The 21,937-nt window shown below is 55.9% G+C and carries 26 protein-coding genes and 1 other RNA gene; 15 read left to right on the forward strand and 12 right to left on the reverse strand.

All coding sequences use genetic code 11. The features are described 5' to 3' along the window. Positions 1–223, forward strand: a 223-nt coding sequence (locus M7R55_RS08495; RefSeq protein WP_298219981.1) for an FAD-dependent oxidoreductase, incomplete at its 5' end; no start/stop codon positions are given. A 2-nt stretch (positions 224–225) separates the two neighbouring features. Here the strand turns inward: M7R55_RS08495 and M7R55_RS08500 are convergent. From M7R55_RS08500 to M7R55_RS08555, 12 genes are all read right to left on the reverse strand, one after another. Continuing rightward, positions 226–495 (reverse strand): HPr family phosphocarrier protein, encoded by a 270-nt coding sequence (locus tag M7R55_RS08500; protein WP_298219982.1) that lies wholly within the window; start codon positions 493–495, stop codon positions 226–228. After that, a complete protein-coding gene (locus tag M7R55_RS08505; protein ID WP_298219983.1) occupies positions 495–887 on the reverse strand; it encodes a PTS fructose transporter subunit IIA in 393 nt (130 codons plus the stop codon). The genes M7R55_RS08500 and M7R55_RS08505 overlap by 1 nt, the downstream gene beginning before the upstream one ends. Positions 888–1,039: 152 nt before the next feature. Further along, positions 1,040–1,951: an RNase adapter RapZ gene (gene rapZ, locus M7R55_RS08510; protein WP_298219984.1), complete on the reverse strand. Its 912-nt coding sequence runs from the start codon at positions 1,949–1,951 to the stop codon at positions 1,040–1,042. A 51-nt stretch (positions 1,952–2,002) separates the two neighbouring features. Further along, positions 2,003–2,851, reverse strand: coding sequence for a hypothetical protein (locus M7R55_RS08515; protein ID WP_298219985.1), 849 nt, complete (start codon positions 2,849–2,851; stop codon positions 2,003–2,005). Between the two features lie 39 nt (positions 2,852–2,890). Next, a complete protein-coding gene (locus tag M7R55_RS08520; protein ID WP_298219986.1) occupies positions 2,891–3,370 on the reverse strand; it encodes a PTS sugar transporter subunit IIA in 480 nt (159 codons plus the stop codon). Between the two features lie 347 nt (positions 3,371–3,717). Continuing rightward, positions 3,718–4,008, reverse strand: coding sequence for a ribosome-associated translation inhibitor RaiA (gene raiA / locus M7R55_RS08525; RefSeq protein ID WP_298220014.1), 291 nt, complete (start codon positions 4,006–4,008; stop codon positions 3,718–3,720). A gap of 18 nt (positions 4,009–4,026) precedes the next feature. Then, a complete protein-coding gene (locus tag M7R55_RS08530) occupies positions 4,027–5,535 on the reverse strand; it encodes an RNA polymerase factor sigma-54 (RefSeq protein ID WP_298219987.1) in 1,509 nt (502 codons plus the stop codon). A gap of 175 nt (positions 5,536–5,710) precedes the next feature. Then, a complete protein-coding gene (gene lptB / locus M7R55_RS08535; RefSeq protein ID WP_298219988.1) occupies positions 5,711–6,454 on the reverse strand; it encodes an LPS export ABC transporter ATP-binding protein in 744 nt (247 codons plus the stop codon). Next, positions 6,451–7,047: a lipopolysaccharide transport periplasmic protein LptA gene (lptA, locus tag M7R55_RS08540; RefSeq protein ID WP_298219989.1), complete on the reverse strand. Its 597-nt coding sequence runs from the start codon at positions 7,045–7,047 to the stop codon at positions 6,451–6,453. Before lptA ends, lptB begins: the two co-directional genes overlap by 4 nt. Continuing rightward, on the reverse strand, positions 7,047–7,676 hold the full coding sequence (gene lptC, locus M7R55_RS08545; protein ID WP_298219990.1) for an LPS export ABC transporter periplasmic protein LptC: 630 nt from the start codon (positions 7,674–7,676) through the stop codon (positions 7,047–7,049). Before lptC ends, lptA begins: the two co-directional genes overlap by 1 nt. A gap of 10 nt (positions 7,677–7,686) precedes the next feature. Continuing rightward, positions 7,687–8,214, reverse strand: a complete 528-nt coding sequence (locus M7R55_RS08550; RefSeq protein ID WP_298219991.1) for an HAD-IIIA family hydrolase — start codon at positions 8,212–8,214, stop codon at positions 7,687–7,689. Between the two features lie 50 nt (positions 8,215–8,264). Beyond that, positions 8,265–9,236: a KpsF/GutQ family sugar-phosphate isomerase gene (locus tag M7R55_RS08555; RefSeq protein ID WP_298219992.1), complete on the reverse strand. Its 972-nt coding sequence runs from the start codon at positions 9,234–9,236 to the stop codon at positions 8,265–8,267. A 338-nt stretch (positions 9,237–9,574) separates the two neighbouring features. Between M7R55_RS08555 and M7R55_RS08560 the strand changes: the two genes are divergently transcribed. The 14 genes from M7R55_RS08560 (at position 9,575) to dnaX (ending at position 21,935) form a co-directional block, all read left to right on the forward strand. Beyond that, positions 9,575–10,426, forward strand: coding sequence for a formylglycine-generating enzyme family protein (locus tag M7R55_RS08560; RefSeq protein WP_298219993.1), 852 nt, complete (start codon positions 9,575–9,577; stop codon positions 10,424–10,426). Continuing rightward, positions 10,423–10,962, forward strand: a complete 540-nt coding sequence (locus tag M7R55_RS08565) for a hypothetical protein (RefSeq protein ID WP_298219994.1) — start codon at positions 10,423–10,425, stop codon at positions 10,960–10,962. Before M7R55_RS08560 ends, M7R55_RS08565 begins: the two co-directional genes overlap by 4 nt. Beyond that, complete coding sequence (locus M7R55_RS08570; protein WP_298219995.1) at positions 10,962–11,822, forward strand: ABC transporter ATP-binding protein; 861 nt, start codon at positions 10,962–10,964, stop codon at positions 11,820–11,822. The genes M7R55_RS08565 and M7R55_RS08570 overlap by 1 nt, the downstream gene beginning before the upstream one ends. Then, positions 11,819–12,619 carry a lipid asymmetry maintenance ABC transporter permease subunit MlaE gene (gene mlaE / locus M7R55_RS08575; RefSeq protein ID WP_298219996.1) on the forward strand — a complete coding sequence of 267 codons (801 nt, stop codon included), beginning with the start codon at positions 11,819–11,821 and terminating at the stop codon, positions 12,617–12,619. Before M7R55_RS08570 ends, mlaE begins: the two co-directional genes overlap by 4 nt. A 3-nt stretch (positions 12,620–12,622) precedes the next feature. Next, complete coding sequence (gene mlaD, locus M7R55_RS08580; protein WP_298220015.1) at positions 12,623–13,084, forward strand: outer membrane lipid asymmetry maintenance protein MlaD; 462 nt, start codon at positions 12,623–12,625, stop codon at positions 13,082–13,084. Further along, positions 13,081–14,442, forward strand: a complete 1,362-nt coding sequence (locus tag M7R55_RS08585; protein WP_298219997.1) for a TolC family protein — start codon at positions 13,081–13,083, stop codon at positions 14,440–14,442. The genes mlaD and M7R55_RS08585 overlap by 4 nt, the downstream gene beginning before the upstream one ends. Then, positions 14,439–15,080, forward strand: a complete 642-nt coding sequence (locus M7R55_RS08590) for a phospholipid-binding protein MlaC (RefSeq protein ID WP_298219998.1) — start codon at positions 14,439–14,441, stop codon at positions 15,078–15,080. Before M7R55_RS08585 ends, M7R55_RS08590 begins: the two co-directional genes overlap by 4 nt. After that, entirely contained in the window at positions 15,073–15,426 is a 354-nt protein-coding gene (locus M7R55_RS08595) for an STAS domain-containing protein (protein WP_298219999.1), read from the forward strand. The genes M7R55_RS08590 and M7R55_RS08595 overlap by 8 nt, the downstream gene beginning before the upstream one ends. A 64-nt stretch (positions 15,427–15,490) precedes the next feature. After that, complete coding sequence (murA, locus tag M7R55_RS08600; RefSeq protein WP_298220000.1) at positions 15,491–16,750, forward strand: UDP-N-acetylglucosamine 1-carboxyvinyltransferase; 1,260 nt, start codon at positions 15,491–15,493, stop codon at positions 16,748–16,750. A gap of 29 nt (positions 16,751–16,779) precedes the next feature. Further along, positions 16,780–17,430, forward strand: coding sequence for an ATP phosphoribosyltransferase (gene hisG / locus M7R55_RS08605; protein WP_298220001.1), 651 nt, complete (start codon positions 16,780–16,782; stop codon positions 17,428–17,430). Continuing rightward, on the forward strand, positions 17,427–18,728 hold the full coding sequence (hisD, locus tag M7R55_RS08610) for a histidinol dehydrogenase (RefSeq protein WP_298220002.1): 1,302 nt from the start codon (positions 17,427–17,429) through the stop codon (positions 18,726–18,728). Before hisG ends, hisD begins: the two co-directional genes overlap by 4 nt. Before the next feature lie 74 nt (positions 18,729–18,802). Then, positions 18,803–19,912: a histidinol-phosphate transaminase gene (hisC, locus tag M7R55_RS08615; protein WP_298220003.1), complete on the forward strand. Its 1,110-nt coding sequence runs from the start codon at positions 18,803–18,805 to the stop codon at positions 19,910–19,912. Between the two features lie 94 nt (positions 19,913–20,006). Further along, positions 20,007–20,103, forward strand: an RNA gene (gene ffs, locus M7R55_RS08620) — signal recognition particle sRNA small type. Between the two features lie 47 nt (positions 20,104–20,150). After that, on the forward strand, positions 20,151–21,935 hold the full coding sequence (dnaX, locus tag M7R55_RS08625; protein WP_298220004.1) for a DNA polymerase III subunit gamma/tau: 1,785 nt from the start codon (positions 20,151–20,153) through the stop codon (positions 21,933–21,935). The last annotated feature ends 2 nt before the right edge of the window (positions 21,936–21,937 follow it).

Raw genomic sequence — 21,937 nt, forward strand, 5'->3', positions numbered from 1 at the left:
GGGGCGCGTTTCACTTCGTGCAACAAGCCGGGATCGCTTGCCGATTGTCGGCGAGATACCCGGTCAATCCGGACTGATGGTCAATACCGGTCACGGCTCAAGGGGCTTGACTTGGTGCCCTCTGCTGGCGGAAGTATTGGCGGCTTCGTGTTGCGGTGAGCCGAATCCGGTGCCACTATCTTTACTGCGGGCTTTGCGACCAGAAAGGGTGATTGAAGAGTAGCTTTATTCCGGTTCGCCGAAGCGCTGGGCGATCAGCTGATTCAGTGCCTCCATGGCAGCCTGTTCGTCTTCACCATCGGTGCTGATTTCGATTGTCATGCCACGGGCAGCGGCCAGCATCATCAGACCCATAATGGACTTGCCATTGACGGTTCTACCCAGATGTTTCACCTCGATCTTGCATTCGAACTGTGAGGCGAGGGTGGAGAATTTGGCCGCAGCGCGGGCATGCAGGCCAAGTTTATTGATGATTTCTATCGACTCCGTACGCATCAGGCCGCGTCGCCTTCGATAATGCCTTCGCGGCCACCGGAGGCCACGCGCTCGGTCATTTCTGCGAGTGTCAGTTGGGGATAATTCATCGCCCGTACGACCATCGGCAGGTTGACACCGGAGATGACATGCACGCGATTTTTTTCCTTGAGGCGATGGGCAATGTTGGATGGCGTGGAACCATACATGTCAGTCAGCACCAGCACGCCGTCGCCTTGATCGAGATCCGCCACTCTTTTGCGCGCGCGGCTCAGTAATTCGATGGGGTCATCGTCCTGCAGAACGGTCAGGTTGCCTGCCGGGATGGGCGCCACTTCCATCATGTCCGTAGCCGTTTCCAGCAGTTGCGCGCCGATATGGTTGTGACAGATCAATAAAATTCCAACGGTCATTTTCGCTCCGATTCAATTGGATGCTGAAAAATCCATCCATAGATTTTCCAGCTCAGCTTGTTGCAGCGCATGTCCGCAAAAATCTGCACGAACAACGATCTACATCGTTGTTCGTGTTGGGGCATCCTACCCCAAACAGTAAACGCTGACACTCAGCGTTCACCTAGATCACGATGGCGGATGATGAGGTGATCGAAGCGCGGGTGCAAGTCTTCGAACAAATGTTCGACCAGATAGACCGAACGATGCTTGCCGCCCGTGCAACCGATTGAACAGGTGACGTAGCTGCGATCGGTGCGCACCAGTTCGTTAAGTGTATTGCCCAGGAAATCCCGGAGATACCCGCGGGTCTTGTGGGTGATCGGGTGTTGTTCCAGGTAATCGATCACCACGCGATCATTGCCGTTAAAAGGGCGCAGTTCGGGAACCCAGTGAGGATTGGGCAGATACCTGATATCAAAAAGAAAGTCGCTGTCCAGCGGAATGCCATGCTTGAACCCGAACGACTGAAGCAAAATAGTCGGGCCGGACGGGTCACGCCCGATCACCCGTCGGGAAATATCTTCCCTGATCTGGTGGATTGTTGTGTAGCTTGTGTCGATGACCAGATCGGCCTGAGCGCGCATGGGGAGCAGCAGCTCCGTCTCCTGGCTGATGGCCTCGACCAGGTTTTCAATGCGGTTGGAGAGCGGATGGCGGCGCCGGGTTTCACTGAAACGGGTCACGATGCGGGCTTCGCTGGCCTCAAGAAACAGGCTTTGAATCGCCAGTTGCGGGTAATCCGTTTTCAGTTTCTCGATTCGTTGCGGCAGTTGGCGCAACGCGGCTTCTGGCGAGCGCGCATCAATACTAATGGCAATACCGCGCGCCTGAATATCCCCGTGCTGGTAAATCTGAAGTAGATTGTCCAGCAATTCGGGTGGCAGGTTATCGATACAGTAAAAACCGGCGTCCTCGAGCGACGCCAGGGCGACCGATTTACCCGAACCCGATTGGCCGGTCACGATCAACACCATGGCCGATTGATTCGGCTCTCGTTGTTTATGCGTTATCAGGGTATTCAAGCCGGGGTCTCGTGGATCGATTTGATCGTGTCGTTCATAGTGCTCCGAGGGCTACATTACGGGGATTCGGCCCGGCCTGACTGAATCGTTGCCGGTTCGTTCCAGATTATGCTGCCGGACGACCGTTTCGACAAATACGGCGATGTTTCTACCGGGTGCGATCGGTAATCGAAAAAGAGGAATTATTTCCTGGCAGATCATGATTTGTCCCCGCTCACCGCGCAGACGGTCGTCGGCATGGATTTTTTTATGATCGGCTGCGTAGAGTTCGATCAGCAGACGCAGATTTTTGTGCGGTTTTAGCGCGTTGTCACCAAACAATGATCGGACATTGATGATGCCGAGGCCGCGGACTTCCAGCAGGTCCTTAATGTTGTCCGGACAATGACCTTCAATGCCCTGATGGCCGCGGATGAAGTAGGGCGCGTCGTCCGCGATCAGCCGGTGTCCGCGCGATAAGAGCTCAAGCGCCAATTCGCTTTTTCCGATTCCCGAGTCACCGGTAATCAGTACGCCGGAACCCGCCACTTCCATGAATACACCATGCTGCCATTGTCGGTTCTGCTGGCGTCGCTCGGCAAAGAGCCAGGACGTTACGGCAGCGTCATCCTGTGTGGTGTACAGAAAGGTCGAGTTGGACGATGGGTGTTGTCGAACCCATTTTGTCGCTTCTTCAGCCGTACAGTCGGTCAAGATGAAGGTGAGGGGGAGATCCGGCAAAGGTTCTTTTCGTGCCATGATGGCGGTGCGCAGATGTTTATCCAAAAGGCCGATGGGTTGTGGCTCCAAAGGGTTGAAGCGATCAAACCGCAGATCGGGATTGAACAGGTGCTGGTACGCCGGATGGTTGTGTGCTCCAGTGGCTTCGAATTCAAGTGGGAGAATTTGAGGGTGGGGCATTGTCATGGTATCCAGCCAGCGCGCGGTCGTGAGGTCCGATTACTCGTCGGGCGTGGCGAGCGGACTCAGCCATTCAATCAGAAGACCTCGGATCCGTTCAGGGCTTTTCGTCTGCATCATGGCTTCGCGGTCCTCTTCGTTGGATAGGTGCTCAGCGAGAAGACCGAGAATGGCGAGATGGTTTTCAGGACACTCGGCCGGCACAATCAATCCGATGATCAAGCGTACGGGTTGATTATCCACCGCGCCGAAATCAATGCCTTCGGTCAGACGGATGACGGCACCGCGCGGGCGCAGGGTGGCTGTGTCTCTGCCATGTGGGATCGCGATACCCTTGCCGATGGCCGTGCAGCCGAGGCGTTCGCGTTCGATCAGGATTTCGTAAATTCGCGTGGATTCCTGTCCGCCGAGTTGGTCGTCGGCCAACAGTCCGGCAAGTACTTCCAGTACCCGTTTACGGCTTTGATAGACCTCGTCAATCAAAATCCGCTGTAATGGAAATAAATCAGCGATGTTCATGAATCACCTGTAAGCGAAACTTTGCTCGAGAAGCGAGCTTCCGAGCCGAGAAGTTGGTTCGGGATGGAGCAGGCGGCAGAGGATACGCCCTAAACGATGCGCTGACATGTTTAAATTTCCCGTCCTTCTACATTAAAACCGAATACTCGGGGCCGCCATTAACGGGCTTATTGATCGAGGTCGGCCCGAAATTCTCGCCAGTTTGGCTTCATCATGCGGCGCGCTCAAAAAATAAGGGACGACGATCATATCTACGCGAAGTAAATAGATTGCCGCCCATCAAAGGAGTCTACCCATGGAATGCCTATGTATGCAGCGATGCCCACTGGCAGACAATGACCGTTGGGTTAACGGTGATCGGTCATTTTTTCCTTGTGTTTCATGATCTGGCGATCGAGCTTGTCGATCAACGTGTCAACCGATGCGTACATGTCTTCGGATTCGGCTTCCGCATGCACATCATTCCCGCTCATATGCAGTGTAGCTTCCACTTTTTGCACTTTCTTTTCGACGGTAAGAATGACATGGACGTTGATCACTTTGTCGAAATGCCGCTTGAGCTTGCTGAATTTACTTTCGATGTAATCTCGCAGCGCGTCAGTGATATCAACGTGATGGCCGGTGATTTCAATTTGCATCATTTGCTCCTTTCGCCTTCAGATCAGGCGCTTACGGTCGGTGGACGAGGCAATACCCATTGCCTCGCGGTACTTGGCTATCGTTCGCCTGGCGACATCGATGCCTTGTTCGATGAGCATGTCGGCAATTTTTGCATCCGACAAGGGCTTGCGTGGATTTTCTTCGCTCACCAGTTTTTTGATCATGGCGCGAATGGCCGTGGCTGAGCATTCTCCGCCATCGCTGGTGCCGACGTGGCTCGAAAAGAAATACTTGAATTCGAAGGTACCACGTGGGGTCAGCATGTATTTCTGGGTGGTTACCCGGCTGACCGTGGATTCATGCAGAGAAAGCTCCTCCGCAATTTCGCGCAGAACCAGCGGCCTCATGCCGGTATCCCCTTGCTCGAAAAAAGCAGTCTGCCGTGCAACGATCGCCCGGGCGACATTGAGCAGCGTTTCGTTGCGGCTGCGCAGGCTCTTGATGAACCAGCGCGCCTCCTGCAGATGGCTGCGAATATAGCTGGCATCTTCCCCGCGCGAGCTGCGGTTGATCATACGGGCATAGGTCTGGTTGACGCGCAGCTTGGGGGCAATTTCCGGATTGAGATCCACGTGCCAGACATTGTTGCGCAGACTCACCATGACATCGGGAATGAGGTAATCGGCCCCTTCTGCACCCACATCCGCACCGGGCCGCGGATTGAGCCCCTGCAAAAGGACCAAACCCCCTTCAAGTGCTGCCTGGTCGACACCGAGTGCTCGTTGTACCTTGGTGTACTCGCGTTGGGCGATGGCTTCGATCAGGTCCCGTTCGCAAATGTGGAGCGCAATATCCAGATAAGGCGTGTCGGCGGGTTTCTGGCGTAGTTGCAGGCAGAGCGATTCGTTCAAATCACGAGCACCCACGCCGACCGGATCAAGCGACTGGACCAAATGAAGGATGCTGAGCATCTCTTCAGCGTCGATGTCTGGCCAGTCCTCGCAGAGCATCGACTGGATCTCCTCAAGCGAATCGGCCAGGTAACCGGTTGGGTCGATCGCTTCGATGATGGCGGTGGCTATTGCGGTATCGCGGGGTGTCAGGTGAGTCAGGTGAATCTGGCTCAGGAGGTGATCACGCAAGGATTCAACACCATTTGACGTGGTGGCGTAGGGGTCGTAATCGTCGAAGTTCTGTTCGGACGCACTGAACGAGGTGCTACCGTCGGCCTCATAATAGTCTTCCCACTGGGTATCCAATGCGAAGGGGTCGTCCGGTGTCAGTTCATTGTTTGGTGCCAGTAGCGCCTCGCCTGCGACCGCATTGGGATCTTCCTGAAAACCCGTTTCAGGACTGGTTCCGGCTTCACCTGTCTCGTTGTAAGCCTCGCCACTTTCATTGAAGTCATCAGTTTCGGCGATTTCCAGCAGGGGATTGGTGTCGACGGCTTGCTGGATTTCCAGTGACAGTTCGAGCGTCGAGAGTTGCAGCAAGCGGATGGATTGCTGCAACTGGGGTGTCATTGCTAGGCTTTGCCCGAGTCGAAGCTCCAGTCCCGGCTTCATCGGTGGTCACCAATCAGCCGAGGCGCACTCAACCATCGCCCCTTATCAAATGATCGGGCGGGCAGAATGGAATGCGAACAGTAAGAAATAGTCATGAACATGTCATGCAGTTTAACTGAAATCGTCCCAGCGCCACCAGTGTCTGAGTGTCGTCTCTTGGGGGTAGTCGAACCGATCATAGTGTGAAGTGTTCGCCCAGGTACACGGCGCGCACCTGCGGATTATCCAGAATGTCCTGCGGACTGCCTTCGGCGAGGATTTTACCGTCGGAAACGATATATGCCCGTTCACACACGCCCAGTGTTTCCCGCACATTGTGATCGGTGATCAGAACGGCAATACCGCGGGCTTTCAGATGGTGAATGATGCGTTGGATATCGATGACCGAGATCGGGTCAACACCGGCGAACGGCTCATCGAGCAAGATCACACGCGGGTTGGCGGCCAGGGCGCGTGCAATTTCAACCCGGCGACGCTCACCCCCCGAAAGTGATTGGCCGGTACTGCGCCGGATGGCACGAATATGCAGTTCCTGTAGCAGCCCTTCCAGTTCCTCTTGTTGCTGTGCCCGGGTCAGGTCACGCCGTAGCTCCAGTACGCCGAGGATGTTCTGCTCTACGGTGAGTTTGCGGAAAACAGATGCTTCCTGCGGTAGATAGCCGAGTCCCATTTGCGCGCGTTGGTTGACCGGCAACAGGGTGATGTCCTGACCGTTCAGCCGGATTTGTCCCTGATCGGCTGCTACCAGCCCGACGATCATGTAGAAACTGGTGGTTTTGCCTGCGCCGTTCGGCCCCAGCAGCCCGACGATTTCACCCGCATTGACTTCAAGTGACACGCCCTGAACCACGGCACGAGCGCCATAGTGTTTGACAAGCGATTCGGCAACCAGAATAGGCGTGGTGGAGCGCGCGCTCATGGTTTGGCGGGTGTTTTGGCGGATGGTGATGTAGCCGCAGGTGTGCCGTCTTTGGGTTGATCTGCATTTTTATTGCGTGGCTGAATCACCACATGGACACGATCTCCGCCGGCCTTGCCGCCCGCTTTGACGACTTCGGCGTTCATGTCATAAGCGATCTGTTGTGAACTGAGTGTGTCGCCCTGACGGTCGAGTTTGGCATTGCCGGTCAGGATGATTTTCTGTTGTTGGGCAAGGTAGTTGGCATCGTTCGCGCTGCCCTTGACCAGTTGGCCCTTGTCATCCAGTTCCTGAAATGTCGCCGGTTTGCCCTCAAGTACGGCACGGACGAGTTCGCCTTTTTCTACGTACAAGGTCGCCTTGTCGCCGGTGGCATGCAGGCTACCCTGATTGATGACCACAGTGCCGGTGTAGATGCTGGTGCCTTGCTTGTAGTCGGTGACCTTCTCATTCGCGGTTACGTCGATCGGCTGGTTGCGGTCGGCTTTGGCAGCAAAGGCTGCCGGTGTCATGAGTCCGGCCATGATGCCGAAAAAGAGCAAGGCGGAAGTCCATCCGGTCGAACAAGTGTTATCGGCGTTAGATCGGTGCATCAGGGGTGTGCTCCTTGGCTTGAGTCTGGCGTAACTTTTGCAGAAACGGGACGATTATAGTGGTCGTGAACCTTGGATTGTTGGAAAACCTGGCTGTCATAGTTCAGGTTGAATGCAGATGAGTCGCTGGTCCAGCGCGGCTGGCCATCGGTACTCATCTCGGCAAGGTGGGTCGGGTCATTGCTGGCGGCTTTTTGTTCCTTTGGCTGGATCGTCATGGTGCGTGTGCCGAAAACCAACGCGCCCTGATTCCCACTGGGGGCACGATGTCCTTCCACGCCGCCGGTCAGTTCCACTGTTATCAAACGCTCGTCAGCCGATCCCGTCGGTGCAGATAACCGCCACGGCGGTGCGTTTTTTTCTTTGCTTTCGAGCAGGCACTCGACCTGATTGAAGCGATAGCCCTTGTCTTCGGTCAGATGATTGAGTTGGCTGCCGCTGACCATCCATTCAAGTCCACCTTTCTGGTTGAACTGACGCGCGGTGAAGTCGGTGAACTGTTGGTCGAATACGGCCGGTGTTGCGGCTGCTTCCTGCTTTGGTGCAAGGTAGTTTTTCCAAATCAATAGCCCAAGCAGAGCGAACAGCGCTACGGCGACAAAGAATTGTCCGACTTTCTGGAACGACATGACGGTAGCGTTACTCGTAGTCGGCCAACACGGTGGGCCAGGCATCCCGCGCATCGATCAACAGGTCGATGAATTCACGCACGGCACCTTGCCCACCACCAAGACCAGTAACCCAATCCACCCTGGCCTGGATCAGTAGAGGGGCGTCGGCCACGGTCACACTGACGCCGGCGCGGTTGAGCATAGGCAGGTCGATCACGTCATCGCCCATCACGGCACACTCTGCGGGGCGGATGCCCAGTGTCGCGGCCAGTGTTTCGAGCGCTTCGCCCTTGTCGCGAACGCCGATCAGGCAATGGGTAATGCCCAGATTATCTGCCCGGTGCCTCAGGGCTGGCGAAGCGCGCCCGGAGATGATCGCGACCTCGATGCCGATTTTCTGCGCCATTTTGATTCCATGACCGTCACGGGAGTGAAATACCTTGTGCTCCTCGCCGTGTTCGGTTATGTGCAGGCGACCATCGGTCAGCACGCCATCAACATCCAGAATCAGCGCACGGACATCACGCAGCCGGCTCAGTAAATCTTTTTTTTTCATCGTGTTGTGCCGAGTATCTTGCTGTTGGGTTGAGGCTGTTGGTTTGACATTCAGGCAACGCCTGCGCGCAGCAGATCGTGCATGTTGAGCGCGCCGATCACGCGGGACTGATCATCGACCACAATCAGGCCGTTGATCTTGTCCCGCTCCATGATGGCAAGGGCTTCGGCCGCCAGTTTGTCTGCCGTGCAGGTGCGCGGGTTGCGAATCATCACGCGTTCGATCGGTTGGTTCAGATCGTATTCTTCCTGATCGAGAATCCGGCGTAGATCACCATCGGTAAACAGACCCAGCAGTTTTTGCTGTTCGTCCACGATGGTTGTCATGCCAAGGCCACCGGATGAAATCACGATCAGCGCCTGTTTGATGGTCTGGTTGTAGATGACCTTCGGGATATGGTCTCCGGTATGCATGACATCCTGAACACGAAGCAGGAGCCTGCGACCTAGCGTACCGCCGGGATGCGAGAGCGCAAAATCTTCCGGCTGGAAGGCGCGCGCGTCGAGCAGGGCGACAGCCAAGGCATCCCCCATGACCAGTGCCGCCGTGGTGCTGGCTGTTGGTGCAAGATTGAGCGGGCAGGCTTCGCGTTCGACAGATACATCCAGGTGTGCTTCTGCCGCCTTGGCGAGCGTGGATTGTGGCCGACCGGTCAGCGCCACCAACGGCGTACCCAGGCGTTTGATTACGGGCAGGATGGCCAGCATTTCTGCCGTTTCGCCCGAATTGGACAAGGCGATCACTACATCGCGCCGCGTGATCATGCCCAAATCGCCGTGGCTGGCTTCACCGGGGTGAACGAAGAAGGCCGGTGTGCCCGTGCTGGCGAGTGTGGCCGCGATTTTTCCGCCGATGTGCCCAGACTTGCCCATGCCGATGACGATCACTCGTCCATCGCATTTGAGCATCAACTCGCAGGCGGTGATGAATTGGTGATCGAGTCGAGTGCTCAAGGCTTGGCAGGCTTGCGCTTCAATGTCGATGACCTGTTTTGCCATCGCAAGAAGATTATTAGGATTCATAGATATTCGTTATGATGTCGCCTTCAAATGGTCTGGGAGTATATCAGGGACTGTGATGCGCTGCCCCGGTCCTTTCTCTGCTTGCTGATCTATATTATGTGAAGTATTGCCGTCCGTGATTTTGGTAATCGGATTATTAGTTTGCCTGCTAACCTTACGGTGGTCGGTGTTTCGTGAAGTTGGTGGCGTGGCAAACGGCGGATCAAGACCCGGGTGAAAACAAGAATAGCGTTCATGATTCAACTCATTCATAGTTCGCGCCCTTTTTTTGGCCCAACTTTCTTGCTATTCCTTGTCATGTCTGAATTTAATGGGGGTGTTTTGCGGTGAATTCTGCGATGTTGAGTTCTGAGATAGTAACCTCACATGCCGGTGCTCATGCCCAGCAGGTTCAGGCTGCCCAGGCGCTCAACCAGGATGTTTTCTTCCACGACACCTTGGCCGATGGCTCGCCTGCACCGGAGCTCGCTATGATTCCGGCAGGCGAATTCATCATGGGCGCGAAGGCATCTGAATATCAGGTGCAAAAATGTGAACAGCCACAGCATGAAGTCAGTTTTCCTCGCCCCTTTGCATTGACAAGGGGCACGATACGGCGGCGCGAATACAACCAGTTTCTGTTGGCGACCGATCATCGCCGCCCGCGGCCTTATTCCTGGAATGACCTGGACTTTCCCGTATTCAATGTCTCCATAAAGGATGCCGTGGCCTACGCTGCCTGGCTTTCAGAACAAACGCGGCAACACTATCGCCTGCCCACCGAAGCGGAGTGGGAATATGCAGCTCGGGCGGGCACAACGACTATGTTCAGCTTCGGTGACAAAATTCGTCGGGAAGAGGTGAACTGTTCGGGTGGGCTGCATTGCACACGCGGGCTGTTTATCTGTGGTATCGGGCGTCCGGTTCAAGTCGGCACCCTGCCGCCCAATGCCTGGGGCCTGTTCGAGATGCACGGCAATATGCAGGAATTCACGCTCGATCACTGGCGCGATAGCTATCGCTCCACCCCCCGGGTCGGTGATATGCCATTCAAGAGTCCCGATAGCAGACACCGCCATTTCCATGTGGTGCGCGGTGGTTCCTGGTTTGATAGCCCGGGGGCATGCCGCAGTGCGTCTCGTACCCTGCGTCACGAAAACGAGATTGACCTGAATCTCGGCTTCCGTTTGCTACGCGAGATTTATCCATGACCCACCCGCCGTCGACCCAAGTCGATACCCGAACGCCTGCCACCCCGGAATTGCACCTGGGTTTTCGTCATCGGCGCGCGGCTTCCCTAATTCAAGAATTTTACCCGGATGGGATGCCGGAAGACTGGCGTAATAGTTATCTCGCCATGATGACGCAGGTAATCTGGGTCGAGGATCGTGATGAAGATCTCGCCGAGATGCTTGCGGCCATTGTCGATGCGCCGAGGCCGGTATTGACCGTCTGGGTGGCAGAAGATCCGGCTCAAGCAAATCTCTGGCAGGCGGCTCATCCTCAGCAGCAACTCATTATTAAGACGCCGAGCACACCGGTATGGACTCCTCAGACAGAGGGAATAGACGGCGCACGCGTGGCACTGATGCCGGGTAGCGATCAGCCAGCGCAGATCAGGGCTTGGCTCGAGCAATTCGTACAGCAGGCACCCGCCGGGCCGTGTGCGCTGTTTGTCGACGGTGAATCGCCCTCGGTGCCGACCCTTGACCGTTTGCGCACCTTGATCGAGCTGATGGGGTTGTGATGACGAGCGATTCCTACATCACCTTTGAAAACGTGCATTTTTCGCGTGGTAAAAATCGTATTTTCGATGGCGTGAATATCGCGATTCCACGCGGAAAGATCACCGCGATCATGGGGCCGTCTGGAACCGGGAAAACCACCCTGCTGCGACTGATTGGCGGCCAGATCAAACCTGATTCGGGCACGGTTCGGGTTGATGGGCTGGACGTGGGGCGTGCTTCGTCCAAGTCTCTACTGGCCATGCGTCGGCGTTTGGGGATGTTGTTTCAGAATGGCGCATTGTTTACCGATCTTACCGCCGTGGAGAATGTCGCCTTCCCTCTGCGGGAGCACAGTCGCCTTCCCGAGCAGATGATCCAGCGCATGGTGACCTTGAAACTGCAGGCGGTCGGGTTGCTTGAGGCCGCAGGGCAAATGCCGGCGGCTTTGTCCGGCGGGATGGCTCGTCGGGTGGCGCTGGCGCGTGCTCTGGCGCTCGACCCCGAACTGATGCTGTACGACGAGCCGTTTACGGGGCAGGACCCGATCAATGTGGGTGTGCTTCTGCGACTGATCGCCTCGCTGAACCAGGCTTTGGGATTGACCAGCGTGCTGGTCTCCCATGACGTAACCGAAGCACTTTCCATTGCCGACTACGTTGTGGTGCTCAATCAGGCCCAGATTGTGGCATCCGGGTCGCCCGACGCGTTGCGCGCGCAGATGTCAGGCAATACGTTCTTGCGCCAGTTTCTCGAAGGTGCACCGGACGATGATCACTCTGAACTCGGCCAACGCTTGGCCAGAAACTTCGCCGAGGCACTGGGCTTGCTGCCTCGCCCGGATAAGGCGGCGGCAGCAAGTCGGCGCAGGGAGATTCGATGAACGGGCACCGTAACGCTTTTCTCGATGGCTTGGTGCTGCTCGGGCAGGCTGCTATGGCGGCCGCGGCGCATTCCGGACAAATGGTTCTGTTTACGGGGCATTTGCTGTGGCGATTGTTGCCGGCCTGGACACGTCCCCGGCTGATCGTTCAGGAGTTGTACGCGATTGGCGTCTTGTCCTTGGTCATTATTCTGATTTCCGGTGGGTTTGTCGGTCTGGTGCTGGGTTTGCAGGGCTACAATATTCTCTCTAAATTCAATGCAACCGAGTCGCTGGGTGTGATGGTAGCCTTATCGCTGGTTCGGGAACTCGGGCCGGTTGTGACGGCTTTGCTGTTCGCCGGTCGGGCGGGTTCGGCCGTCACCGCGGAGATCGCCTTGATGAAAACCACTGAGCAGCTTTCTGCCATGGAAATGATGGCCGTGGACCCACTGCGTCGGGTCGTGGCACCACGGTTTTGGGGAGCGGTGTTCTCCATGCCCTTGCTGGCCGGGTTGTTCTCCCTCGTTGGGATTGCCGGCGGCTACTTCATCGGGGTGGTAGTGCTGGGTGTTGACCCTGCCTCGTACTGGGGGCAAATCCAGCAGCAGATGCAACCCGTAGACGACGTGCTCAATGGCGTGATCAAGAGCCTGGTTTTTGGTGCCGTCATTGGTTTGATTGCCGTTTTTGAAGGTTTTAATGCAGAACCGACGTCGCTGGGGATTTCCCGCGCGACCACACGAACCGTGGTGCTGAGCTCGCTCAGTGTGCTGGGACTGGATTTTATTTTGACCGCCTGGATGTTTGGGGCCTGAATGATGAATGCACAACGTGGAATTGAAATGGTGGTTGGTGCCTTCGTGCTGGCCGGGATTGCGGCTTTGCTCGTGCTGACACTTAAATGGAGCGATTTTGGCACCAGCTCGGTTTCGGGTTATACGCTCACAGCTGAGTTCGACAACATCGGCGGTCTGACGGATCGTTCACCGATCAAGATGGCCGGCGTCACGATCGGGCGGGTTTCCCACATCCAGATCGATCCAAATACCTTCGAGGCCGTGGTGACCATGGTAATCAGTTCGCAATACGATAATCTGCCGAAGGATTCGTTCGCCAGCATCTACACTGCAGGACTTTTGGGTGCCCAGTACATCGAAATTTCACCTGGTGGTGATACAAAAGTACTGAGAAACGGCGACAAAATCACCATGACTCAATCCGCCGTAGTTCTGGAAAAAATCATCTCCAAGTTCTTATTTAATAAGGCAGCATCACAATGAGCAAATCGCAGCTGATATTTCTCGCATTGGCCGCATTCAGCGGCATGGCACAGGCGCAGACCGTCAACCTCGAGCAGGCCACCCAAATGGCTCTAAATGCCGATCCACGGATTGAAGAGCAGCGCGCGAACGTGGCTGCGGCTCAGGCATTGATTCAAAAAGTGGAAGGCGAGGGCGGTATTCGTGCCAGCGTCAATTTGTACGCAGCTCTGGCGCCCAAGGCCACCGATGGTTTGTTCACAAATGGCACCAACAGCTGCCCGGCGGGTGGATGCACGCTGCGCGACGATGGCAATACCATTAACGATGGCATCACGGTGACCTCAGGTATTACCGCTTCGATCATCAAGCCGTTGTACACCTTCGGTAAGCTCTCGAATTACATGACGGCGGCCAAATACAACAAACAGCTCAAATCAGATGAGGTCGCACTGGCCAAGGGACAGACCTGGCTTACAGTTCGACGCGCCTATTATGGTTACCTGACCGCCCGCGACACCCGGCAGTTCCTGGTCGGTGTGCGCCATCAGCTGGCTGATGCCGAGGCACCGCTCAAGAAGAAAGTGGATTCAGGCAATGGTTCGATACGAGATCTTTACGCACTGGAAAACGGCCTGGGCTTGATGGATAAATACATCGCTGAGGCGACCGGCGTCGAGCAGATTGCGTTGGCCGGACTTAAGACCATCATCGGCGTGCCGATCGATGATCCGCTGACCGTGGCCGATGACCACATCACGCCGGTCACAATGCCCGAGGGCAGCTTAAAGCAGTTTTCCAACGAAGCGCTGGCTAATCGCCCCGAGATGCATATGGCCGAATCCGGTCTGGCCGCCTTGCGATCCTACGTTCAGGCGCGCAAGGCAGAGCGCTATCCGAACCTTTATGCTGGTGTCATGGCACAGGCTCAGTACACGCCGGGGCGTGATCGGCTGGATAACCCCTATATCTATGACCCGCTCAACTCGGCGTTTGCCACCCCGGTCATCGGCATCAAATGGGATTTCAATCCCGGCGAGTTGTCGGCTAACGTGAGTGGTGCCGAGGCCGAGTTGCGCGGTGCCGTCGCCAAGGCTCAACTGGCTCAGGTCGGGATTCCCTATCAGGTGACAGAAGCCTACCGAAATGTCGAGTCGTTACAAACTCAGATTCAAGCGCTGGAAAAGGCACGTGTCGCATCCAAGCGTTGGATGATCAGCAGCTTCCTTGATTTTCAGGCTGGTTTGGTTGATGGGGGCATACTGGGTATGGCCGTAGCAGGGAATACATCCACACAGGTCGATTACCTCAAAGCCGTCAATGATTTCAATATGCAAGTGGCCCAACTTCGGGTGGCCACAGGAGATTATCCCCAATGAATATAGTGAACTGGCGTCGTCGCCTTTATTTGAGTGCGATCCTGCTCGGTGGGCTGGGGCTTTGTGGTTTGGTTCCGGTGGCTGCTTTGGCAGACAGCTTGACCAATGAAGCGGCCATGGATCTGGTTCAGCGCACTGCTGATCAGGTCATCCATGAAATTGCGGAAAAACAGGCAGATGTGGAGAAGGACCCGAGCGTATTGCTTGATATCGTGGACAAAACCTTGCTGCCTGAAGTGGATTCTGAGCGCATGAGTCGACTGGTTCTGGGGCGCTACTGGCGCACAGCTTCCGCCAGTCAGAAGGCGGCGTTTACCGAGCAATTCAAGCGTCTGCTGGTTCGTACCTATGCCGGCCCCCTGTCCAAACTGGGAAATCAGACGATCAAGGTAACAGGGACCAAACCGGGATCGGACAAAGATGAAATTGAAGTCCTGTCCGTGCTTTCCGGTGGCGATATGGGTTCGGTACCAGTTGATTATCGTCTGGCTGCCGTCGATGGCCACTGGAAAGCCTACGATGTGGTGATCGATGGCATCAGCTTGGTCAATAATTACCGTTCGAGCTTTGCTCAGGCGGTTCAACAAAAGGGTCTGGACAGTCTGATTTCCACTCTCAAAAAGCAGAATAATGGCTGATTCGAGTTCGTTAGATTCGTCCTCGGTTCAGGCAGAAGCCTTGCGCTTCGTGCGTGAGGCCGGGCGGGTCCGTGTACAGGGTGACCTGCTTCGTGCCTCCATTGAATCGCTGAGTGATTTCAGTTTGCCCATGCCTGACGGCCAAACACCCGGCACACGGCTTGAAATTGCCCTGGGTTCCGTGGGGCTTATTGATACCGCAGGGCTCGCGTTTTTGCTGGGATGGCAAGCCGAGGCTACAGCGCAATCGGTCACAGTGCGCTACACTCACCCGCCCAAGGCCATGCGTGCCATGATGCGAGTATACGATCTGGATGACTGGATGGTCGTCGAAGGGGTTTCGTAGCACGCCTGTGCCTGCCTGGGTACACCATCGTCCTCGGGCCAGATTTTGGTATAAAACAATTTAAATGAACAAGTTAATCATTCGGGGCGGTGTTCCTTTGCACGGGGATGTCCGTATTTCTGGCGCCAAAAATGCCGTTTTGCCCATCATGGCCGCCGGCCTGCTGTGTGAAACACCCTGCACCATAGAGAACGTACCGCACCTGCAAGACGTCACGACGATGATGGAGCTGCTCGGCGGTATGGGCGTGACGCTCACCATCTCCGATAAGATGAGTGTCGAAATCGACACTTCCACCATCGAAAAACTGGTTGCCCCTTACGATCTGGTATGCACCATGCGTGCCTCAATTCTGGTGCTTGGCCCCATGCTGGCCCGCTTCGGTCAAGCCAAGGTGTCCTTGCCCGGTGGTTGCGCCATCGGTTCGCGGCCGGTTGATATTCACCTTCACGGCTTGATGGCGCTGGGCGCCCAAATCAAGGTCGAGAATGGCTATATCGATGCCAGGGCTGATCGTCTTGTCGGTACGCGGATTGTTATGGATCAGGTGACGGTCACGGGCACCGAAAACCTGATGATGGCCGCAGTATTCGCCGAGGGCGAAACCGTGCTGGAAAATGCCGCACGCGAACCCGAGGTGATCGATCTGGCAAACTTCCTCATACAGATGGGGGCGGATATCTCCGGGGTTGGTACAGACATAATCACGATCCGAGGCGTCAACTCATTGCAGGGCGTGCATTATCGTGTGCTCCCCGATCGGATCGAAACCGGTACGTATCTGGTCGCCGCAGCCATGACGGGCGGTAAGGTTCGGATACGCGATACAGATCCCCGTTTGCTTGATGCCGTTTTGAGTAAGCTGGCCGAGGCGGGTGCAGACATCACCACGGGAGATGACTGGATCGAGCTCGACATGAAAGGCCGTCGTCCCAAAGCCGTTAATGTACGCACCGCACCGCACCCCGGTTTCCCCACCGACATGCAGGCGCAGTTTCTGGCTTTGAATTGCATTGCTGAGGGGACGGCAACCGTCATCGAAACCATTTTTGAGAACCGCTTCATGCACGTGCAGGAGTTGCTGCGCATCGGTGCGGATATTCACGTTGAAGGCAATACGGCCGTGGTTCGTGGCCTGCCGATTCTGACGGGCGCGCAGATGATGGCAACCGATTTGCGTGCCTCCGCCAGTCTGATTCTGGCCGGATTGGTTGCCGAGGGCGAGACTATAATTAACCGGATTTATCATATTGATCGCGGTTATGAATCGATCGAAGAAAAACTTTCCAAACTGGGTGCGAATATTAAGCGCATCAACCAATAATGCATTGAAAAACAAGTGACTAAAGTTGTATGAGTCAGCAAAACATTATCATCGCGCTTTCCAAGGGCCGTATTTTCAAGGATACCCTGCCCCTGCTGGCACACGTTGGCATCATGCCGAAGGATGATCCGGAAACGACACGCAAGCTGATTCTGGATACCAACCAACCGCATATCAAGCTGTTGATTTTGCGTGCATCCGATGTGCCTACCTACGTTCAATATGGTGCGGCGGATCTGGGCGTGGCCGGTAAGGATGTGCTCATGGAGCACGGTGGCGAGGGCTTGTTTGAACTGCTTGATCTGAATATTGCCCGTTGCAAGTTGATGGTGGCGGGCAAGCCCGGCTCCACCGACCAGCCCGGTCGGCTGCGCGTGGCGACCAAGTACACGCATTCGGCGGAATGCTACTTCGCCGAACAAGGGCGGCAGATCGAGTTGATCAAATTATACGGCTCAATGGAGCTGGCGCCGTTGGTTGATCTTGCCGATTGCATCGTCGATGTGGTCGATACCGGAAATACCTTGCGTGCAAATGGCCTTGAGCCCTTGTTGCACATTGCCGACATTTCCTCCCGGCTGATTGTCAATCGTGCGGCCCAGAAATTGAAGCATCACGAAATTGCCGATCTGGTGCACCAACTCGATGAATACCTGGCTGCGGAGGACACTTCGGCATGATGAAGCGATTAAACGCGTTAGCCCCTGATTTTTCTACCAACCTACAGAAATTGCTCGACTGGTCGAGTGTTGCCGATGCCTCCGTACAGGCCACGGTTGACGAGATCATCCAGGCAGTTCGTGATGAAGGCGATGTTGCATTGTTGCGTTATACCGCGAAGTTCGATCGGCTCGACCTGCCCACTGCAGACGCCTTGGCATTCACCCGTGAAGAAATCGATGCTTCTGTTGCACGCACATCGCCCGAACTGCTGGCTGCTCTGACTCAGGCGGCGGCGCGTATCCGTGCCTATGCCGAACATCAAAAGATGGCTTCATGGCAGTTCACCGAAGCAGACGGTACGGTCTTGGGGCAGCAAGTCAGCCCACTGGATCGGGCGGGCCTGTATGTGCCGGGCGGCAAGGCGGCATATCCATCATCGGTCTTGATGAACGCGATTCCTGCCAAGGTGGCCGGTGTCCGCGAACTGATCATGGTGGTACCGACCCCGGACGGGATCGTCAACGACACCGTGCTCGCAGCTGCACGCGTCGCCGGTGTCGACCGTATTTTCCGCATCGGCGGGGCTCAGGCGATTGCCGCCCTGGCCTATGGCACGGCGACCGTACCACCGGTCGACAAGATTGTCGGCCCTGGCAATATTTATGTCGCAGCAGCGAAGCGTGCGGTGTTTGGCAAGGTGGGCATCGACATGATCGCCGGACCCTCAGAAATTCTGATTCTCTGTGACGGCAAGACCAATCCCGACTGGATCGCGATGGATTTGTTCTCGCAGGCCGAACACGACGAGCAGGCGCAATCCATCCTGATTTCTCCCGATGCTCAATTTCTCGACAAGGTAACTGCCTCCATTGAAAAGTTGCTGGCAGATCAGCCTCGCGCCGCCATCATCCGGACGGCACTGACCAATCGGGGGGCGTTGATTCACGTGCCGGACATGGATGCGGCCATCGAGTTGGCCAATCGCATTGCACCGGAGCACCTTGAGCTGTCGTTTGAAGGCGCCGAGCAGCGTTTGCCCGAGATCCGTCACGCCGGTGCGATTTTCGTTGGCAAATATACCGCCGAGGCCTTGGGCGATTACTGCGCAGGCCCGAATCACGTACTGCCGACTTCCGGCACCGCGCGGTTTTCTTCGCCTTTGGGGGTGTACGACTTCCAGAAGCGTTCGAGCATTATCCAGTGTTCGTCACAGGGCAGTGCGGCACTCGGTGCGTTGGCCGAGGTTTTGGCCGAATCCGAAGGGCTTTACGCCCACGGCGCCTCGGCTCGTTACCGTGTCAAGGATCACCGTTGAGGCGTACTGCTGATGAATCAAACGAAATCTAAGTTTAGTGCAGGGCCGGGCAGCGTGGGGCAGGGGAGTCGTGTATGAGTTCACCGTTCTGGTCTCGTCTGGTCGGCGGGTTGACGCCCTATGTTCCCGGTGAGCAGCCCAAGGGTGCCCGTCCGGATGGTCAGCGCCTGATCAAGCTCAACACCAACGAAAATCCGTATGGCCCGTCGCCCAAGGTCATTAAGGCGATTGAATCTGTTTTGAACGAGAGCTTGCGCCTTTATCCTGATCCGACTGCGCAAGCCTTGCGTGAAACGATCGCCGACTACTACCGCTTGACGCCCGATCAAGTGTTCGTCGGTAATGGTTCCGACGAGGTTCTGGCATTTGTTTTTCAAGCCTTGCTCGCGCACGAAAAACCCATCCTCTTTCCCGATATCAGTTACAGCTTCTATCCGGTCTACTGCACGCTGTATGGTATTGATTACCGGTTGGTTCCGCTTGATGAGGATCTGGCTATTCGGGTAGCCGATTACGCCCAGACTGAACAGCCGTCGATTGGCGGTATTATCTTCCCCAACCCGAATGCACCGACCGGGCGCCTGCTTTCTCTGGCACAAATCGAGCAGATCGTTGCCGGGCAACCGGGTGTGGTCGTGGTGATTGATGAAGCCTATATCGATTTTGGCGGCGAGTCGGCAGTCGCCCTGATCGACCGCTATCCAAATGTTCTGGTGACGCAATCGCTATCCAAGTCTCGTTCTTTGGCTGGCTTGCGTGTCGGCCTTGCTTTGGGGCAGCCTGCTTTGATTGAGGCCTTGGTGCGCGTCAAGGACAGTTTCAATTCCTATCCTCTGGACCGTCTGGCCTTGGCTGGTGCGAAAGCTGCTTTTGAGGATGAAGCCTACTTTGCACAAACTCGTGCGCGCATTATCGACGCGAGGGAAGCACTAACCAAGGCGCTTGTATCGCGCGGGTTCACTGTGCTGCCATCCGGTGCCAATTTCGTGTTTGCGCGTCATCCCAAGCTGGGTGGTGAGCAGCTTTATCTTGGGTTACGCCAGCAGGGTGTGATGGTTCGCCACTTCAACAAGCCCCGGATTGCCGAATTTCTGCGGATCACGGTTGGCACGCCTGAAGAAAATCAGTGCCTCCTCGCGGCACTTGATGTGGTGATGAGCACAGCGATGGACATGAGTAATTGAGTCTTCAGTTCATGTGGACGATGGTCTCCACTGCCATGGCGTGTTATGATCACTTTCCATTTTTCGAACAGAAGATGGTTTCTATGGTGTTCCGTATTCGTCCCTTCGCGACAATGCGCCGTGAACCCCGCCAGGCCCGGAAGGGAGCAACGGTAACGGTTGCCTTGGGCGCCGGAGATCGGCGGGTACGGGATGCCACCCTCCCCAAATTCAATCCATTCAAGTCGGCTGTTGCGCTATGAGTTATCTCGTACTGGCGCGTAAATGGCGTCCCAAAAGCTTTGCCGAAATGGTTGGCCAAGGCCATGTCCTGCAAGCACTGACGAATGCGCTGGATCAAAGCCGTTTGCACCATGCTTACCTGTTCACAGGCACCCGGGGCGTGGGCAAGACGACCGTTGCGCGAATTTTTGCTAAGGCGCTCAATTGCGAGCACGGCATATCCAGCACACCCTGCGGTGTGTGCAGTGCCTGCGTCGAGATTGATCAGGGTCGTTTTGTCGATTTGATCGAAGTCGATGCTGCCTCGCGCACCGGTGTCGACGACACCCGTGATTTGCTTGAGAATGTTGCCTACGCACCGGCTCGGGGTCGGTTCAAGATCTATCTGATCGACGAAGTGCATATGTTCTCGAAATCGAGCTTCAATGCGCTTTTAAAGACACTTGAAGAACCTCCGGCACACGTCAAGTTCCTGCTGGCGACCACCGATCCGCAGAAACTTCCTGTCACGGTACTCTCCCGGTGCTTGCAGTTTAATTTGCGCGCCCTGCCGCTTTCCCAGATTCAACAGCATCTGGCCGATGTTCTGCAAAAGGAAAACATTGCCTTCGAACCTGCTGCCCTGCACTTGATCGCCGAGGCGGCCAATGGCTCGATGCGGGATGCCTTGAGTCTGCTCGACCAGGCCATCGCATTCACCGGTGGTCAGCTCGATTCGGTTCAGGTAAGCCAGATTCTGGGTTTGAGTGATCATCAAATCATCTGGGACATGATCGACGCGCTCTACCAGCAGTCGGCGGACCGGCTGTTTGCTCTGGTCGACGAAGCACTGGATCGTGCGGTAGAGCCTGCGATTCTTCTGGCGCAGTTCATCGAGTCGATTCATCAGTTGGCGATGGGGCAGTGGGTTCAGTCCCTGTCTGCTGTGGCCAATCCGCCCCCGGATGAATTGAAATCCATCGATCCGCAACTGTTGCAGTTGTGGTATCAGATTGCTACTTCGGGCCGACGCGATATGGCATGGTCGCCCAATGCACGGATCGGCCTTGAAATGACTCTGCTTCGTATGCTGGCATTCCAGCCGGGGGGCGAGCCTTCAAACGGCGCCGTTACAGCGACAGGAGTTACTGCTGCCCATTCTTATCCATCCGATTCCCGCCGCGTGTCTGCTGCAAAGACGAAGCCAGAATTGGCTTCTTCATCAATCACGCAAGCCGAATCCGAGCCCGAAACAATGGCGCGTTTGCAAGAAAGTGCCGGACAACGGGTCGCAGAACCCACTGCAGCGCAGTCAATGCCGGTTCAGGGCAAATCTGATCATTCTGGTCATGCCCGTGCCCAATTGACCGACCTGCCATGGCATGAATGGGTTAAGCGCATACCCGGTCAGCCGGGGCGGAACCTGGCAGATCGCTGCCACCTCAACATTGTCGACGGGCAGGTTCAACTTGTGGTTGCCCCTCAATACGAGGTGATCGCCAATGCCCGTGCGCGTGAAAGCTTGCTTTCCCAGCTTTCTAAACTGGCCGATACCTCAAAAGTGAAAATCGTGATTGGGCAGAACGATACGGTACCTGCCCGATCCCCATCCGCGTTACCTGTGGAAACGTCCATGACCCCCGCCGAACGCAGGCATCATGAAGAGATCAACCTGCAGCATCAGCGTAGGCAGAGCATTGTGCAACACCCTGTCGTGCAACTGCTGCAGGAGCAGGCGGGGGCTCAACTTGTTGAAGAAAGTATTCTTCCGCGTGACGACGAATCAGAGCCCGCAATAGATCCATTCCCGAACGGACGCTAATC

Origin of the sequence: Halothiobacillus sp. (genome assembly GCF_027346185.1) — a bacterium.
GTDB lineage: Bacteria > Pseudomonadota > Gammaproteobacteria > Halothiobacillales > Halothiobacillaceae > Halothiobacillus.

Excerpts from the sequence above, each read along its gene's own strand:
- M7R55_RS08530 (WP_298219987.1), bottom strand. The coding sequence starts at position 5,535 with ATGAAGCCGGGACTGGAGCTTCGACTCGGGCAAAGCCTAGCAATGACA.
- M7R55_RS08565 (WP_298219994.1), top strand. The coding sequence starts at position 10,423 with ATGACCCACCCGCCGTCGACCCAAGTCGATACCCGAACGCCTGCCACC.
- lptA (WP_298219989.1), bottom strand. The coding sequence starts at position 7,047 with ATGCACCGATCTAACGCCGATAACACTTGTTCGACCGGATGGACTTCC.
- M7R55_RS08595 (WP_298219999.1), top strand. The coding sequence starts at position 15,073 with ATGGCTGATTCGAGTTCGTTAGATTCGTCCTCGGTTCAGGCAGAAGCC.
- hisG (WP_298220001.1), top strand. The coding sequence starts at position 16,780 with ATGAGTCAGCAAAACATTATCATCGCGCTTTCCAAGGGCCGTATTTTC.
- raiA (WP_298220014.1), bottom strand. The coding sequence starts at position 4,008 with ATGCAAATTGAAATCACCGGCCATCACGTTGATATCACTGACGCGCTG.
- dnaX (WP_298220004.1), top strand. The coding sequence starts at position 20,151 with ATGAGTTATCTCGTACTGGCGCGTAAATGGCGTCCCAAAAGCTTTGCC.
- M7R55_RS08590 (WP_298219998.1), top strand. The coding sequence starts at position 14,439 with ATGAATATAGTGAACTGGCGTCGTCGCCTTTATTTGAGTGCGATCCTG.
- M7R55_RS08550 (WP_298219991.1), bottom strand. The coding sequence starts at position 8,214 with ATGAAAAAAAAAGATTTACTGAGCCGGCTGCGTGATGTCCGTGCGCTG.
- murA (WP_298220000.1), top strand. The coding sequence starts at position 15,491 with ATGAACAAGTTAATCATTCGGGGCGGTGTTCCTTTGCACGGGGATGTC.
- mlaE (WP_298219996.1), top strand. The coding sequence starts at position 11,819 with ATGAACGGGCACCGTAACGCTTTTCTCGATGGCTTGGTGCTGCTCGGG.
- M7R55_RS08500 (WP_298219982.1), bottom strand. The coding sequence starts at position 495 with ATGCGTACGGAGTCGATAGAAATCATCAATAAACTTGGCCTGCATGCC.
- M7R55_RS08555 (WP_298219992.1), bottom strand. The coding sequence starts at position 9,236 with ATGAATCCTAATAATCTTCTTGCGATGGCAAAACAGGTCATCGACATT.
- hisD (WP_298220002.1), top strand. The coding sequence starts at position 17,427 with ATGATGAAGCGATTAAACGCGTTAGCCCCTGATTTTTCTACCAACCTA.
- mlaD (WP_298220015.1), top strand. The coding sequence starts at position 12,623 with ATGAATGCACAACGTGGAATTGAAATGGTGGTTGGTGCCTTCGTGCTG.
- M7R55_RS08520 (WP_298219986.1), bottom strand. The coding sequence starts at position 3,370 with ATGAACATCGCTGATTTATTTCCATTACAGCGGATTTTGATTGACGAG.
- M7R55_RS08515 (WP_298219985.1), bottom strand. The coding sequence starts at position 2,851 with ATGCCCCACCCTCAAATTCTCCCACTTGAATTCGAAGCCACTGGAGCA.
- hisC (WP_298220003.1), top strand. The coding sequence starts at position 18,803 with ATGAGTTCACCGTTCTGGTCTCGTCTGGTCGGCGGGTTGACGCCCTAT.
- M7R55_RS08570 (WP_298219995.1), top strand. The coding sequence starts at position 10,962 with ATGACGAGCGATTCCTACATCACCTTTGAAAACGTGCATTTTTCGCGT.
- M7R55_RS08585 (WP_298219997.1), top strand. The coding sequence starts at position 13,081 with ATGAGCAAATCGCAGCTGATATTTCTCGCATTGGCCGCATTCAGCGGC.
- lptB (WP_298219988.1), bottom strand. The coding sequence starts at position 6,454 with ATGAGCGCGCGCTCCACCACGCCTATTCTGGTTGCCGAATCGCTTGTC.
- M7R55_RS08505 (WP_298219983.1), bottom strand. The coding sequence starts at position 887 with ATGACCGTTGGAATTTTATTGATCTGTCACAACCATATCGGCGCGCAA.
- lptC (WP_298219990.1), bottom strand. The coding sequence starts at position 7,676 with ATGTCGTTCCAGAAAGTCGGACAATTCTTTGTCGCCGTAGCGCTGTTC.
- M7R55_RS08560 (WP_298219993.1), top strand. The coding sequence starts at position 9,575 with ATGTTGAGTTCTGAGATAGTAACCTCACATGCCGGTGCTCATGCCCAG.